General features: G+C 70.6%; 9 protein-coding genes. 4 read left to right on the top strand and 5 right to left on the bottom strand.

Annotation, left to right across the window (positions count from 1 at the left end):
• Positions 1-205: 205 nt before the first annotated feature.
• On the top strand, positions 206-748 hold the full coding sequence (locus ACFVTC_RS25960) for a DoxX family protein (protein ID WP_390130899.1): 543 nt from the start codon (positions 206-208) through the stop codon (positions 746-748).
• 272 nt (positions 749-1,020) lie between these two features.
• Here the strand turns inward: ACFVTC_RS25960 and ACFVTC_RS25955 are convergent, their stop codons facing one another.
• From ACFVTC_RS25955 to ACFVTC_RS25945, 3 genes are all read right to left on the bottom strand, one after another.
• Positions 1,021-2,226 carry a lactonase family protein gene (locus tag ACFVTC_RS25955; protein ID WP_390130797.1) on the bottom strand — a complete coding sequence of 402 codons (1,206 nt, stop codon included), beginning with the start codon at positions 2,224-2,226 and terminating at the stop codon, positions 1,021-1,023.
• Positions 2,227-2,503: 277 nt separating this feature from the next.
• The gene (locus tag ACFVTC_RS25950) at positions 2,504-3,541 is read right to left on the bottom strand and encodes a sensor histidine kinase (RefSeq protein WP_390130795.1); all 1,038 of its coding nucleotides are present in this window, start codon (positions 3,539-3,541) and stop codon (positions 2,504-2,506) included.
• Positions 3,538-4,203: a LuxR C-terminal-related transcriptional regulator gene (locus ACFVTC_RS25945; RefSeq protein WP_390130793.1), complete on the bottom strand. Its 666-nt coding sequence runs from the start codon at positions 4,201-4,203 to the stop codon at positions 3,538-3,540. The genes ACFVTC_RS25950 and ACFVTC_RS25945 overlap by 4 nt, the downstream gene beginning before the upstream one ends.
• Before the next feature lie 227 nt (positions 4,204-4,430).
• Between ACFVTC_RS25945 and ACFVTC_RS25940 the strand changes: the two genes are divergently transcribed.
• The gene (locus ACFVTC_RS25940; RefSeq protein ID WP_390130791.1) at positions 4,431-5,696 is read left to right on the top strand and encodes a PP2C family protein-serine/threonine phosphatase; all 1,266 of its coding nucleotides are present in this window, start codon (positions 4,431-4,433) and stop codon (positions 5,694-5,696) included.
• Between the two features lie 44 nt (positions 5,697-5,740).
• A complete protein-coding gene (locus ACFVTC_RS25935) occupies positions 5,741-7,294 on the top strand; it encodes a SpoIIE family protein phosphatase (RefSeq protein WP_390130789.1) in 1,554 nt (517 codons plus the stop codon).
• Between the two features lie 98 nt (positions 7,295-7,392).
• Here ACFVTC_RS25935 and ACFVTC_RS25930 read toward each other — a convergent pair whose 3' ends face one another.
• Positions 7,393-10,167 (bottom strand): lectin, encoded by a 2,775-nt coding sequence (locus ACFVTC_RS25930; RefSeq protein WP_390130787.1) that lies wholly within the window; start codon positions 10,165-10,167, stop codon positions 7,393-7,395.
• A gap of 614 nt (positions 10,168-10,781) precedes the next feature.
• Here ACFVTC_RS25930 and ACFVTC_RS25925 point away from each other — a divergent pair.
• Positions 10,782-13,253: a SpoIIE family protein phosphatase gene (locus ACFVTC_RS25925; protein WP_390130785.1), complete on the top strand. Its 2,472-nt coding sequence runs from the start codon at positions 10,782-10,784 to the stop codon at positions 13,251-13,253.
• Positions 13,254-13,369: 116 nt separating this feature from the next.
• Here the strand turns inward: ACFVTC_RS25925 and ACFVTC_RS25920 are convergent, their stop codons facing one another.
• On the bottom strand, positions 13,370-14,593 hold the full coding sequence (locus ACFVTC_RS25920; protein ID WP_390130783.1) for a PP2C family protein-serine/threonine phosphatase: 1,224 nt from the start codon (positions 14,591-14,593) through the stop codon (positions 13,370-13,372).
• Positions 14,594-14,933: the final 340 nt, after the last annotated feature.

Genomic DNA, 14,933 nt, shown 5'->3' with positions numbered 1-14,933 from the left:
AACGCACAACGAAGACAGCCGGCGGCCTGCCCCGGGCGGACGCCAGACAGTGGTGACCGTGCGCGGCATGTGCGTGGCAGTGGCGGTCTTTCTCGCACGCCGCCTTCAGGGCGTCATGACGACCCGAAAACGAGTTCCGCTGTTCCTCGAAGGTCAGCCGCCCCCGCATGGGAACACGGAGCGGAGAAGAGCCCCCGTGAACTCCATCCCCCGGCGACTACGCGCTTCTCCCGATCCCCCGGCGGACTCTGCGGCACGGACGGCGGTCTCGGCCGGCGACTGTGGTCTGCTGCTCATCAGGCTCACGTTCGGCCTGTTGATGGCGGGACACGGCGCCCAGAAACTTTTCGGGATCTTCGGTGGCGACGGCCTGAACGCCACCGCCAGGGGACTCGCCGCGCTGGACTACCGGCCGGGCAAGGTCTACGCCGTGATCGCCGGTGCCTCCGAACTCCTCGGGGGCCTCGGATTCGCCGTGGGACTGTTCACCCCCCTGGCGGCGGGCGCCCTGATCGGCGTGATGATCAACGCCATGGTGACCGTCACCGCGGCCCACGGAGTGTGGGTGACCGACGGGGGCCTCGAATACAACCTGAGTATCGCGGTCGTCGCACTCGGCGTCGCGGCCACCGGTCCGGGAAGGCTGGCTCTGGACCACCCGTTCCGCTGGGGCCGGGGCGGCTGGCCCGATGCCGTCCTCGCCCTGCTCCTCGGAGGCATCGGTGCCGCCGTCGTGCTGCTGCTCTAGGTCGTGTCGCGAAAGTCCCGTCGTCCGCCCGGAGGGCGGGCCTCGCGGCGTCCGGTGCGTGCTCTCGGCGTGCCGGGCGAAAGCGCGCGTACGGGACGTACTCGGGTTCTCGCCCGGTGCGGCGAGTGGGGGCACCTCCCACGCCCTTGAGGCAGAGGGGGAGCGCGTCAGAGGTCACGAAAGCAGGCGGGACCTTCGCAACACGCCCCAGTGAGCCGCATGGCGCCCCGGACAAGGTGCCCGGGGCGCCCATCGCCGCGGTGGCCGCTTTCCTACACCGCGGCGATGCCCTCCATGCCGGATCCGGCGAAGGAGGGAAGTCCGGTGACGGTGGTGACCTTGGTCAGGGAGCCGTTCCCGCCCACGCGGAACCCGTCGACCGTGCCTGAGGTGGCGTTCTGTACGTAGAGGAACCGCTCGTCCTCCGTCACCGCCAGGTCGATGACGCCCTGGGACGTGGCCGACGGCGGCGTGGCGACGCCGTCACCGGTGGTGAGCGCCAGCCTGCCGTGGCGGTCGGTGCGGTAACCGGTGACGGTCGAGCTGCCGGTGTTGCCCCCGTAGAAGAAGGCACCCGCGCGTTCCAGCCAGCACAGCGTCTTCTGGCCGCTCGGCAGAGGTTTCTGGACGACGTCCAAGGTGCCGTCTGCACGCACCTCGTACCTGCTGACCGTGGAGTCCTCGGCCTCGGCCACCAGCATGCGGCCCGCCCGGTCGAAGGAGATGGCGAACGGCACCCCTCCGGCCGAGTCGTTGACCACCGCGCGGCGCGAGGGGCGCCCGTCACGCCGCACCGGAAAGACCTCGATGGTGTTCGCGGACTTGGTGGTGACGACCAACTGCCTGCCACCCGGGGTGAACGCGAGCTGGCCCGGCGAACTGGAGAACAACGGCACCTTCTTGTTGTCCAGTCCGAGGGAGCGGTGCGAACCGCGCAGCGGCTCGAGGCCCTCGGCCGTGATCCGGAACCCCTGAACGCTGCCCGCGCCTCCCGCGTTCATGACGTAGGCGAGCCGGCCCGACACCGCGATCGAGGAAGGGAAGTCCCCGCCTGAGCTCACCGTCTGACGGTCGGTCAACCTCTGTCCACGCACCCGGAACGACGTCACGGTGCCGCTTCCCGCGTTCACCGCCAGGAGCCGACCCGACCGGTCGTCGTAGACGAGCGAGCCCTGGGAGGCGAGTGAGTCGGTCGGGGCGTCGACCTGGTCGCCGCCCCTGCCCCCGGTCGCGTAGCGGCCCGCGGCCGTCAACTCGCCACCCCTGCCTCGCTTGAAGACGTGGATGGTGTTGCCGTCGAGTTCGTCGCCCTGGACGAAGACGGCGTGGTCGGCCTTGGCCGTGTCACCACGTGGATGGGTCTCCCGCGCCGAGGCGACGGTCACCGACGTGGCGGCAGCCGCGGCGGCGAGGACGCCGGCCGCGCCGATGGTCAGCCGACGCCGCCGCGACGACCGGCGCCTGTTGTGCCTGCTCATGCGTTGCTCCTCGGACTCGGCCGCCACCACCGTCGGAGGCGGGCAGAGCCAGAGTTGCCCATGCGGAGGGTGGGACAGGAGAGGTTCGGCCGCCGCGTCAGTCTCTCGTAAGAACTGCGGCGAACCGCTCACCGCACCGCGGCCACACACCGAACGTCCCGCCCCTCGGCGGGCCATGATGCACACATCCGGCACACGCGCACGCGCCACAGCCCGCCGGCCGGCGCCGACGCGGCCGTGAGTACGGGGTCTCGCGGCCCTTGACGCGACGGAAGGCTCACGTTCGCTCAGGGAGGATCAGGATGACGGAGGTACCTTTCCCAGGAACGCTGCGGACCGTGAGCTGCGCGTCGATGAGGTCCGCACGCTCGTGCATGGCCGCGAGCCCCACCCCACGTACGGTGGAAGCCGGGGGTGCGGCCGCCCGCAGGGCCGGCCAGCGCCTGGAGTCCGGGGGCCGGGGCATTCCGTGCCCGTCGTCGGCGACGGTCAGCGTCATCTCATGGCGGTCGGTCTCCACACCGACCGTGATCCGCGTGGGCCGGGCGTGTTTCACCGCGTTGGTCAGGGCCTCCTGCACGATGCGGTACACGTGGGCCTGTGCCTCTGAGGACAGCCGGTCGCTGAAGTCGGCCTGCTGCGGATCGATCCGGAGATCGACGGGGACGCCGAAAGTCTCCGAAGTGCGCCGGCACAGCGCTTCCAGTGCCGCGCGCAGTCCCAGCTCGTCCAGGACCAGGGGACGCAGATCCGTGATCAGGTGGCGCAGCGAGGTGATCTGGTTGCCGACCAGGGCGCGTGCCTGTTCGATCGCGCCGCGCATGGCCTCGGGTCGGCCGTCGGTGGCGGCGGCGGAGAGCACCACCTGTACGGCGCCGAGTTCCTGAAGGGTGTCGTCGTGCAGTTCACGGGCCCAGCGGCTGCGTTCGCGCTCCGCGCCGTCATGGCGGGCCCGGACGCGTTCACGTCGCAGCCTCCGGTCGCGATGGGTCGCACTGCGCATGGTGGAGGCCGTGTAGACGACCAGGAGGAGCGGGACCACGTGCAGGGCGTTCAAAAGCGGTTGCTCGGTGATGCGGACCAGGCTGGCCACCGCGAGCATGAGCGCGATGGCGCCGGCCACCACCATCCAGGTACGGCGTCCCGCGGTGTAGAGCGGCGCCGCCCCGAGAAACGGGGTTGCCGCGGCGAGGGAAAGCGCCAGCTCGGAGGGGAGCGGCTGGTCGGTGACCTCCAGAACCACCGCGACCGCGAGCAGACAGGTCCCCGCCGCCTGCAGGGCGAGGCCCCAGCGGGCCTGACGCGGTCCGCTCATGCCACCAGGCCGCGCTCGCGGGCCGCGGCGATGAGTTCCGCCCGGCTGTCCTTGCCCAGCTTGTCCCGGATGCGGGCGCGATGGGTTTCCACGGTCCTGACCGAGACGAAGAGATGCCGCGCGATCTCCTGGTTGGTGTGGCCCAGTGCCAGCAGCGACAGAACCTCGGCCTCGCGGACGGTCAGCGACTCCTGGTCGGCAGGTCCCGGCATCTCGACGGCAAGCCTGGCTCCCAGCACCGGCTGGACGTACGTCGCACCCTCGGCGACCTGGTGTGCGGCGGCACGCAGCTCCTCGGCGGCCGCCTCCTTGAGCAGGTAGCCGGCCGCGCCGGTACGCAGCGCCTCCCGGGCGAACGCCGGGTCCTCCTGCATCGTGAGGACCAGGATCCGCGTGCCGGGCGAAGCGGTGAGCAAAGCCGGAATCATGGGCAGACTCGACTTGCCGGCCATGGTCAGGTCAAGGACCAGTACCCGCGGACGGGTCCGGCGCACGGCTTCGAGGGTGTCGGGCACCGTGGCGCTCTCGGCGACGATCCGGAACACCGGGTCCTGGGCCAGCAGGAGCCGCATTCCGGCCCGGACCACCAGATGATCGTCGGCCAGTACCACGGTCACCTCCCGGGGCGCTCGCCCGGACGGGGTGGAGCTGGGGTCGTCCATAACTGCAACGGTAGAACCCCTCCGGCCGTCGGGCAGCCGCTGTGGCGCGTGTGCGGGAAACCCGCAGACAGATGCGCGGGGATGGTGCAGCGGAGGCCGGAGGACCTGCGGTGCCGGGTGCCGGGTCCTACGGATGCGAAGTGCGGGCCCGCACCGATGTGCCCGCCGCCGTGCGGGCGGATGCTCGAAGAGACCCCACGTACTACCCCTCTCCCGAGGCGGCCGCCATGACCCGTTCACCCCTCCCGCTCTTCCGAGCCTGCGCGGGCAGGCCGAAGCGCCCGGTCGCCGAGTGGGGTACCGGCTGCGGCCGTGCGCGCGATGAGTGGCGCCTCTCCCGCGCGCGTCGTGGCCCCCGGACGGGCGGCGGCGTCCTCGCCCGGTCGGCGGTCCCGGTCACGCTGATCACCGTCATCACGCTGGCCGCCACCTTCGCTCCCCTGGCCGTCCACCTGTCCCCGCTCCTCGTCGCCGCCCCCACCTCCACGGCGGCGTTCGCCGGCTCCCGTTTCACCGCCGGCACCGCCCTGGCGGCCAGCGGGGCCATGTTCGTCATCGACCGCCATGACGGCCTGCTCCATTCGCCGCTTCTGCCGATCCACATCGCGGCCCTGCTGATGGTGTCGGTCTTCGTCGTCGCCGCCCGGTCCCTGCACGACCGCGACCTGCGGGAGCTGACCCAGGTTCGGGCGGTGGCGGAGGTGGCCCAGCGGGTCCTGCTGCGCCCGCTGCCCCGGCAGCTCGGTCCGCTGCGCGTCGCCTCCACGTACCGCGCCGCCGCGGCCCACGCCCTGGTGGGCGGTGATCTGTACGCCGCCGCCCGGACCGGTCGCGCGACCCGCTTCCTCATCGGCGATGTCCGCGGCAAGGGCCTGCCCGCCGTCGAGGACGCCTCGGCGCTCCTGGGCGCCTTCCGGGAGGCCGCGTATCAGCACGCCGCCCTTCCCGAGCTGGCCGCCGCCCTGGAGATCAGTGTCCGCAGGCATCTGGCGCAGCTCACCGAGAGCGACCCCGAGAGTGGCGAGCGTTTCATCACCGCGCTGCTGGTGGAGATCCCCGACGAGGCGGCTCTCGTCCAGGTCATCAGCTGCGGGCACCCCTCACCCTTGCGGGGCCGCCGCGGCAAGGTGGCCGCCCTGCCGATCCCCCGTCCCGCGCCACCCCTCGGGCTGGCCGGCGTCTCTCCCGACTCCTACCACGTCGACACCTTCGCGTTCGGGCCCGCGGACACCCTGCTGCTCTACACCGACGGCGTCGTCGAAGCCCGCTCCACCACCGGCGTCTTCTATCCGATCCTCGAGCGGGCCTCCGGCTGGCCGTGGGATTGCCCGCACAGCCTGCTGCGGCGCGTCAACGACGACGTGGACCTCCATGCCGACGGCCATCTGGAGGACGACCTCGCCCTGGTGGCCATCCGGCGCACGCCCACTACGGGCAGCGGTCAGGGTCCACGCCCGTCCCAGCCACACCATCCGAGGGAGGTCGACCCGTGACTCGTCAGATGCTCCCGACACGACGCATCATCCATGGAGAGGCGATGACGACGATGACTGCCACGCGACTGAAAAGGTGGCTGAGTGTGTTCCTCGTCGTCTATGTCATCGCGTCGTGCGTAGTACAGCTCCAGGATTCCGCGGGCGGCCTGGTCCGCTGGTCGGGATTCTCGGTGCTCGTCCCCGTCACCGCCGCCGCGCTCCTGCCCGTCCGGCGCTCCCTGATCATCGGCGTCTGCACCCTGGCCGCCAGCGTCGCCACCTACGGCTTCGCCATTCACGGAGTGTCGGCCGGCGGCCGGACGGTCGTCATCACCGCGGTCGCCCTGTCCTTCGCCCTGAGTCTCGTCGTCTGCCGGGTGCGGCTTCTGATGAACCCGCCCGTCGCCGTCACCCGGAACCGGTCCTGTCCGCCTGGCCCCGCCGACGGCCGGGCCGGTCGTGTCCCCGAAGCCCCGCATGCCGTCCCGGCCCCACCGGCCGGCACGGTGTCCGCCCTGCCCGACGCACTGCCGCAACCCGCGGTGGTGGAGCTGGCCGGCCACTACCGGACCGGGTCCGGCCGGCTCGGGACGCGCGCCCAGTGGCTCGACGCCATCCCGCTGTCCGGCGCCCGGGTCGGGCTCGTCGCGGGTGCCGTGGCCGGACCGGACGCGGACGCCACCGCCTCCGAACTACGCGCCGCGGTACGCACCCTGGCCGACGTCGATCTGCAACCGGACGAACTGCTCACCCATCTCGCCGACGTCCTCGCCCGGCTCCGGCCCGACGTCCGCCCCAGCCCCGACACCCGGACGGGAGGGAGCAGCGCCGGCGCCGTCAGCGCCCAATGCCTGTACGCGGTCTACGATCCCGCCTCCTGCCGCTGCACGCTGGCCGGCGCCGGCAGCCCTCCGCCCGCCGTCATCACCCCCGAGGGCACGGTCACCTGCCTCGACCTGCCCCAGGGCCCGCCCCTGGGGCAGACGGACCTGCCCTTCGAATCCACCGAGATAGACCTCCCTGAGGGGAGCCTGCTCCTCCTGCACACCCACACCGGAGGCAAGGGTGCGCAGGACTCCGGCAACGAGGAGTTGCTCAGCGCACTCGCCCGGCCCCAGCCCTGCCTGGACGCCACCTGCCAATCCGCCGTCAAGGCCCTGCTCCACGCGCCGCACGCCCAGGTCGCGGTCCTCGCCGTGCGCACCCACGCCCTGGACACCCGTACCGTCGCCACCTGGGACCTGCCGGCCGACCCGGCCGCCGTGTCCTACGCCCGCGCCCACATCGCGGAGAAGCTGGCGTCCTGGGGCCTCCCGGACGCCGCCCCCACCACCGAACTCATCGTCAGTGAACTGGTCACCAACGCGATCCGCCACGCACAACCCCCCATCCAATTGCGCCTGATCCACCACGCGGGCAGCCTGGTCTGCGAGGTCGCCGACGGCAGCAGCACCTCGCCACACCTGCGCCGCGCCCGCACCTTCGACGAGAACGGACGCGGACTGTTCATCGTCGCGCAACTCGCCGAACGCTGGGGAACCCGACACAGCCATCACGGCAAGACCATCTGGGCCGAACACAGTCACGCACCCGACCGTCCCACCACCGCGGCCTGAACGGCCCCTGCCCGTGTGCCCCGGCCGAGTGGCCGGGGCACACGGGTCGCACCGCGCGGGAGTTGCCCGGTGGTGCCGGATCCATCGGTGTCGAAGGCTCAGCTCGGCAGCTTCCAGTTCTGGGCATTTGAGCCGTTGCAGGCGTAGAGCTGGAGTTGGGTGCCGTTCGTGGTGGTGGAGTTGGGGTCGTCCAGGCACAACTTGGACTGGGGGTTGATCAGCGATCCGTTGGCGCCCGCGGTCCATTGCTGAGCTCCGCTGCCGTTGCACGTCCACAGTTGGACCAGTGTGCCGTTGGTGGTTCCGCTGTGGTCGGCGTCCAGGCATTTGCCGAGGGTCCGGACCGTTCCGTCGCCTGCGACGATCCAGTCCTGGGCGTAGGTGTTGTTGCAGCCCCAGATCTGGACGTGGGTGCCGTCGGTGGTGGAGGAACTCGCGTCGTCCACGCACAGGTTGGCGGCCACCGCGGAGGTGATGGTGCCGATGCGGGGCGAGGCCGGGGCCGCGGTGTCACCGGCGTAGGAGGGTGGGGCCGCGGAAGCGGCCGTCGCCCAGGAGGTGTTGGCGGTGGTGCCGAGCGTGAAGTCCAGCGTGCCGCCCGCGGTGATCGCCGTGGTGGGGGCGTAGGCGTTGTTCCAGGCGGTGCCGTTCCATGCCGCGGACTGCACGTAGGGGGCGTTGTCGGCGGCGCCGTTGCCATTGACCGTCAGCGTTTTGCCCGACGGGAGTGTGACCACGGCCTGGGTGAACAGGGGGGAGCCCAGGGCGAGGTCGGAGGTGCCCGGGGTCTCGGGATACATGCCGAGTGCGGACCACACGTACCAGGCGCTCATCGCGCCGAGATCGTCGTTGCCGTCCGCCAGGCCGCCGGGGGTGTTGGCCCAGATCTGGTCCTGGATCGCCCGGACGGTTCCCTGCGTCTTGTAGGGCTGTCCGGTGTAGTCGTACTCCCAGGGCAGTTCGATGCTGGGTTCGTTGCCGACCCACGCGTAGCCCTTGTCGCCGGTGTAGCTGCGCAGCACGGTGTCCAGGTAGTGGTTCATCGCCGTGTTGCCGCCCTTGGCACGCGCCAGGCCGCCGATGTTGAACGGCACCATCCCGGTGTAGATCCAGGAGTCGGCCTCGACCATGTCGGTGCCGCTGGTGGGGTCGAAGCCGCCGGTCCAGGAACCGCCGGCGTTGCGGGGTTCGACGAAGCCGGAGGCCGGGTTGAGTACGTTGCGCCAGCCCTGGGCACGGTTGGCGTACGTCCTCTGGTCACCGGTGTCGCCGAGTGCCCCGGCCATCGCCGAGATGGCGAAGTCGGCGGTGTTGTACTCCAGCGTGGTGGCCACCGGGCCGTAGAAGTTGCAGCAGCCGTAACTGCCGTCGTGCGGCATGTATCCGGGTGAGTTCAGGTAGTTCAGGCCCGGCCGGTCGTTGTTGGCCGTGCTCGCCTGTCTGACCATGTCGGCCAGGGCGGCCGAGGTGTCGAAGTCCCGGGCGCCGAAGGCGTAGTAGTCGGCGAGGATGGCGTCCGCAGGGTCGCCCACCATGACGTAGGACTCGCCGTTGTTCTCCGACCACTTGGGGAAGACTCCGGTCTGGGCGTAGTCGTCGACCATCGACTGCGCGGTGTCCGAGGCGGCCTGGGGGGCCACCAGGGCTTCGAGTTGGGCCTGCGAGCGGTAGATGTCCCAGCCTGAGTAGTTGGCGTACGCCGCTCGGTGGCCGGTGTCCACGGTGTGCGTTCTGCCGTCGAAGCCGTAGTACTGGCCGTTGGTGTCGCTGATGACGTTCGGGTGCAGCAGCGAGTGGTAGAGCGCGGTGTAGAAGCTCTGTTGCTGTGCGGCCGTCCCGCCGGCGATCTGTATCTTGCCGAGTGCGCTGTTCCAGGCGTTCTGCGCGGCGGTGCGTGTCGCGTTGAAGTCCCACCCGGTGTTCTCCGCGGCCCGGTTGGCCGTCGCGTTGGCGACCGAGACGTAGGAGATGCCGACCTTGGCCTGCACCACCGGGTTGGCGGTGGTGTTGAAGGTGACGTAGCCGTTGGAGGCGGCGGCGTTCGGGGAGGCGCCGGCCTTGGCGGCCTTGGGGGCCGTCGCGGTGGGGACCTTGCCGTGAAGTACCGGCTTGCCGGGCTGCTCGGCCGCGTTCGTGGACGCCGTGCCGGACTTCGCCGGGACGGTGGCCGGCGTCTTCGCGACCGAGGCGCCCTGGGAGGTGAACGGCTGGTCGAAGACCATGTCGAAGTACACGCTGTACGTGTTCCCCGCGCCGCAGAAGTGGCCGCTGGTGACCTGACCGCTCACCTCGGTGTTCGAGACCTTGGTGAACTGCGTCGAGGTGGCGCCGTTCTGGCTTCCGGTGAGTTTGAAGATCAGGTTGGCCTGGCTGCTCGAGGGGAAGGTGAAGCGCGCCATGCCGCTGCGTGTCGTGGTGGTCAGCTCGGTGGTCACCTGGTTGTTGAGGGCGACCTTGTAGGAGCCGGCCGACGCCGACTCGTTGGCGTGCGAGAACGCTTCCGTCGCACCGGTGTTGACGGTACCGACCGTGGGCAGCACCGGTATGTCGCCGGCGGCGCCGCAGCCGGGTCCGGCGATGTGGGTGAGGCTGAAGCCGGTGATGGACGAGTCGTTGTACTCATATCCGCCGCCGGACGGACGGGACGGCGTGTCCGGGCTCCACTGCACCATGCCGAACGGCACGTCGGCCCCGGGGAAGTCGTCCGCCTGGTTCGACGTCCCGATGAACGGGTTGACCACGGTGGCGGGCGACGTGACGAGCGCGGCCTTCTCGGCCGCTGACGCGGGTGCGCACAGGCCGGCCGCGGCCAGCGCGGCGACGGCGAACAAGCCGATCGCGCTGGTTCCGGGCGGTCTCGGCAGTCGTTTCATCACGGTCTCTCCTCTACTCGTAAGCAGGAAGCGGCACTTGACAACGTTGCCTTCCGGTCGGAAACGCGACGCTCGGGTCACGGGCCGAGGATGACAACGTTGTCCCATCACTGAGACGGGGTGCCTGGCGATGCGAACGCGGTGACGGAGCCCCGGGGTCACGAGCGCCCGGGGGCACATACGGGAACTCTTCGCGAAGTTAGCCATGCGGCAGGAGCATGTCAACGATTCGCGCAGGGCGGAGTTGACGCTCTTTCAGGTCCCGTGCCAGGGCGGCGGCCACCGCGTGCCGGGACCTGCCCCCCGTCGTACCGTCGGCGCGGTTCGGCGGGCGAGCTGCTGCCCGGTGAGCACGTCCGAAGCGACGCGGACCTCGACCGGGCCGTCCGTGAAGACCTGAACACCCACCAGCACCTCACCTCGACCGCGCCCCGAAGGCGGTGCGAACGACCAGTGGGCCGCGCCCACCGGCACCGACGAGGCGGGACGCGGGAAGTCTGGCTAGTCTGAAATCGGCACCATCAGTCGGTGGCCTTGAAGCAAGGCCACCGGTCAGCGCTGACCTGCAGGCGCCGCCGGGCCCGTAGGCGTCGCCTCGCGTGACGGGACTGGGCATGGGCAATCCCTCCGAGGCTTCTTCCGCGCACCGTCTCCCGGACGCGGCCGGCGGCGGGACGACAGCCGGCTTCGTTCTCGACGGCCACGGCGTCGTCTCGGCGTGGAGCGCCTCCGCCGAGAAGCTCTTCGGACGCAGTGCCACCGACGTCATCGGACAGTCGGCCGCCGTGCTGTGGCCGGAGGCGTTCACCGAATACGCCGGAAGCGCTCAGGTCTCGCCTTCGGGCCGCCCCACCGTGATCGACCTTCCGGGCAGGTGTCCTGTCGAGGTCGCTTTCCGCACCACCCAACTCCTCGGGTCCGGCGGATCCTTCGATGAAGGCTCCCTGGTCATCGCGTCCCCCGTCTCTCTGTCCGCGGGTTCGGAGGGACAGGCGATCCTGGAAGCACTCTTCACGCAGGCGCCGATCGGGATCGCCGTGTACGACCGGAATCTGCATTTCGTACGGGTCAACGCCGCCCTGGAGCGTATCCACGGCCTCCCTGCGGAACAGACTCTCGGCCGTCCCATCGGGGATGTCCTTCCCGGGCTCGACGCCAAGGCGATCGAGTGGAGGCTCAAGAGGGTTCTGGAAACCAGGGAGCCGATCATCAATGCCGTCCATCACGGGCGCACCCCTGCCGAACCGGACAGGGAACACGTATGGGACGTGTCCTCGGTCGTCCTGACCGGGCCGGACGGAAATGTCCTCGGGGTAACCGATCTGATCATCGACATCACGGACCGCCACCAGACCCGGGAACGCCTCGCGCTCCTCGGCGAGGCCGCGGTCCGGGTCGGTACGACACTCGATGTGCAGCGCACGGCGGGGGAACTCGTGGACATACTGGTTCCGCGGCTCGCCGACGTGGCGACGACAGACCTCCTGGACAGCGTCGTGGACGGCGCGGAACCGGGGCCGATGGGCGCGAGCCCGGTCTCGCTGCTTTGCCTCGCCCGCAAGGCCGCCGACACGGTGGGCATCGGTGACGCGCCGCCGCCCGGGGAACTGCAGAACTACCCGCCCGACTCACCTCACGTGCGATGCCTCGCCGACGGCCGACCGAGGCTGATTCCCGGCCTCGGCCCCGACACCGAATGGCTGCGGGACTCTTCTGACCCGCGCAACCGGGGCATGCGCGAATACGGGGACGGCTCGTCGATCCTCGTACCGCTGCGCGCCAGGGACACGACCCTGGGCTTGGTGCATCTGTACCGGGCGCGTCATGCGGAGCCCTTCGAACCCGGTGATCTTGTGCTCGCCCAGGACATCGTCGCGCGCGCCGCCGTCTGCCTGGACAATGCCCGCCGCTACACCAACGAACACCGGGCGGCCCTCACCCTGCATGCGAGCATGTTGCCCCGCAGCGTCGCGGACCAGAGCGCCGTGGAGGTGGCACACCATTACCAGCCGTCGCGAGTGCACGCGGGAGTCAGTGGCGACTGGTTCGATGTGATCCCACTCTCCGGCGCTCGGGTCGCTCTCGTCGTCGGCGCGGTACCGGGCACCGGATTCCAGGCGGCCGCCTGCATGGGGCACATCTGCTCCGCCGTTCGTACGCTGGCTCAACTGGATCTCGCTCCGGACGAGTTGCTCGGCCAGATCGACGACATGGTGCCGCGGCTCCTGGAGCGCGAACACGCCAGCGGGTCCGGTCCCGCGCCCGTGGTGGAGGCATTGATGGGCTCGACCTGTCTGTACGCCGTCTACGACCCGGTCTCGCGGCGCTGCGTGATGGCGAGCGCCGGTCATCCCTCACCGGCCATCGTGGGCCGGGACGGGGCGGTGTCCTTTCCCGATCTGCCGACCAACAGGCCACTCGGTCTCGGCGACCCGGTCTTCGAACCCCTGGAGGTCGAGCTCGCCGAAGGCAGTACCGTGGTGCTCTGCAGCCAGGACGTCCTGCGCCAGGCGAACAAGCCCGACGCGCTGACCGCCCGACTCAGCACCGTCATCGCGGGTCACAGCCGCCCACTCGACGTGACGTGCCGCGCCATAGCGGACTTGATCGCTCCCCACCTCACGGTGGAGGGCGGCCTGGCTGTTCTCCTCGCCCGTACGCATTCCTTGAACTCCGAGAAGGTGGCCACGTGGACCGTGCCCCCTGTCCCGGCGGCCGTTGGTGACATGCGCTCGCTCGTCCTACGGCAACTCGACCAGTGGGATCTGGAGGGCCTGGCCTTCACCACTGAACTCATCGTCAGCGAACTCATCACCAACGCCATCCGCTACGGCCATGATCCGATACAACTCCGGTTGGTCCTCGACCGGACGCTGATCTGTGAGGTCAGCGACACGGCGAGCACCGCGCCGCACATTCGCCGGGCGGCCTCCACGGACGAAGGAGGACGGGGACTCTTCCTGGTCGCTCAGTGTTCCCATCGCTGGGGGACCCGCCACGCCCTTGCCGGCAAGACCATCTGGGCCGAGCAGATCCTGGATCCCGTGGGGTCCGGCGAGGTCGCGGCGCGGACAGCGGTTTCGTGAGCCAGGCCGGCGGGAGGCCGTGGCCTTGCTGCCCCGCGGCTCGGCGGGCTCCCCGTCGGCGGCGGCCTCACTGCCGTCCTCGGCGAGGCGCGCCGAGGCCACCGATGGGTGGATGTCTACTCGGGCCATGAGCCGGACTCGGTGACGACGGGGCACGCATGCCGGCCGTCCGCGTCCGTGCCCTCGGTGGTCGTCGCGGCCAGGCGGCGCACCGCGACCATGGCCACGTCGTCCTGCACCTCCCCACCCGCGTGGACGGTCAGGTCACTCATGAGGCGTTCGATCAGGTACTGCGGTTCGCCCTCGGCGAGGAGCGCGAAACGGTCCAGTGCCGGGTAGAACTCACCCGCCCCGTCGCGGGTCTCCAGGAGGCCGTCGGTGTGCAGGAGCAGCGTGTCCTCCGGCTCGAATCGGAAGGTGTTGACCTGATAGGCCGCGCGCTCGCCGCCCAGCCCGAGCGGTGGTGCCGGCTGCGGCACTTCGAGGAAGTCGACGTCCGCGCCGTGGGAGCGCATCGAGTCGGGGTGGCCGCAGCTGATCACGCGGACGACGGGCAGGTCGTCGGGTATCTCCAGGACGAGAGCGGTGATGAACCGCTCCGCCGCGTTGCTGTCCGTCTCCCCGACCTGGTCGAAACGGCGGCGCGCGCCTGCGTCCAAGGAGACGGCGACATGCTCCAGTTGCACGTCGCGGTGCGCGGCTTCGCGGAACGCGCCGATGACCGCCGCTGCGTCGTCGACTGCCGCCAGGCCGTTGCCCCGCACGTCGCCGATCAGCAGGCGCACCGTACGGCCCACGCGTTCGGCGGCGTACACGTCACCGCCGATGTGTGCGTGGGCGGCCGCCGAGCGATAGGCCGTGGCGATCTCAAGCCCCGCCATACGGCAGGGCAACGGGGGGAGCACCGCCTTCTGCGCTGTCTCCGAGACGGAGCGCACCGCACAGAGCGTTCGATGGTCCACGTCGCGCAAGCGCCGGACGACGAGGACCAGGGCGCAGACGACCAGCAGGCCCAGGACGTCGATCGGGAGGATCGGTGAGCTGCGCAGGCCGTCGTCGGCGTCGACCGCCACCACACCGAGACAGGCGAGGGCGGTCATGCCGACGGTGGTACGCGTGTTGTCCGCGGCGGCGGTGAGCGCCGGCACCGCCACCAACAACACTGCCATGTGGACGTCCGCGGGGACGATCACACCCCACAGGGTGACGCCGAGCAGTACGGCCGAGGCGACCACGACCGCGATGAGTGTTCGTGGCCGTACCGCCGGGAAGCCGACGGCGAGTCCCCCGGCAGTCGCGACGTGGGGCGTGCCTGTCACTATCTGTGTCTGCTTCGTCATGAGAACCTCCTGCCACGTACGACATCTGGCCGGTCCGGCCGGCGTGGCAGGTGTCCGCCGGCGCCGGTGGGAAGCCTCGGTCGTGTGTCGTGTCATGCGCGTCGCCTTACCGTGGCTGATCGGGCAACGCGGTGGCCGGACCGGCCGGTTGGCCCGCTGGTCGACAGTCGCGACCGCGGAGCGCGGGCCTCCGGTCAGGCCGGGGGTCGGCTGTTTCCCGCCCTGCGACGGCCGCGTCGCGACGGCGCGGCGGCCCCTCGTGGGTTCCGGGAGCGGGCACGCCGCTGCCGCTCGGAGGATCTGCGTGTCCGGCGCGACTGCGTGGTCGGTTTCCCCGGCA

Source organism: Streptomyces sp. NPDC057950, from assembly GCF_042887295.1.
Taxonomy (GTDB): domain Bacteria; phylum Actinomycetota; class Actinomycetes; order Streptomycetales; family Streptomycetaceae; genus Streptomyces; species Streptomyces kaempferi.
The sequence above is the reverse complement of the archived record's forward strand: the minus strand, read 5'-3'. Positions and strand labels throughout refer to the sequence as shown.

What these genes read in the sequence shown, in the direction of transcription:
- ACFVTC_RS25955 (WP_390130797.1), bottom strand. Translation starts at nt 2,226, where the DNA reads ATGAGCAGGCACAACAGGCGCCGGTCGTCGCGGCGGCGTCGGCTGACC.
- ACFVTC_RS25950 (WP_390130795.1), bottom strand. Translation starts at nt 3,541, where the DNA reads ATGAGCGGACCGCGTCAGGCCCGCTGGGGCCTCGCCCTGCAGGCGGCG.
- ACFVTC_RS25945 (WP_390130793.1), bottom strand. Translation starts at nt 4,203, where the DNA reads ATGGACGACCCCAGCTCCACCCCGTCCGGGCGAGCGCCCCGGGAGGTG.
- ACFVTC_RS25940 (WP_390130791.1), top strand. Translation starts at nt 4,431, where the DNA reads ATGACCCGTTCACCCCTCCCGCTCTTCCGAGCCTGCGCGGGCAGGCCG.
- ACFVTC_RS25935 (WP_390130789.1), top strand. Translation starts at nt 5,741, where the DNA reads ATGACGACGATGACTGCCACGCGACTGAAAAGGTGGCTGAGTGTGTTC.
- ACFVTC_RS25930 (WP_390130787.1), bottom strand. Translation starts at nt 10,167, where the DNA reads ATGAAACGACTGCCGAGACCGCCCGGAACCAGCGCGATCGGCTTGTTC.
- ACFVTC_RS25925 (WP_390130785.1), top strand. Translation starts at nt 10,782, where the DNA reads ATGGGCAATCCCTCCGAGGCTTCTTCCGCGCACCGTCTCCCGGACGCG.
- ACFVTC_RS25920 (WP_390130783.1), bottom strand. Translation starts at nt 14,593, where the DNA reads ATGACGAAGCAGACACAGATAGTGACAGGCACGCCCCACGTCGCGACT.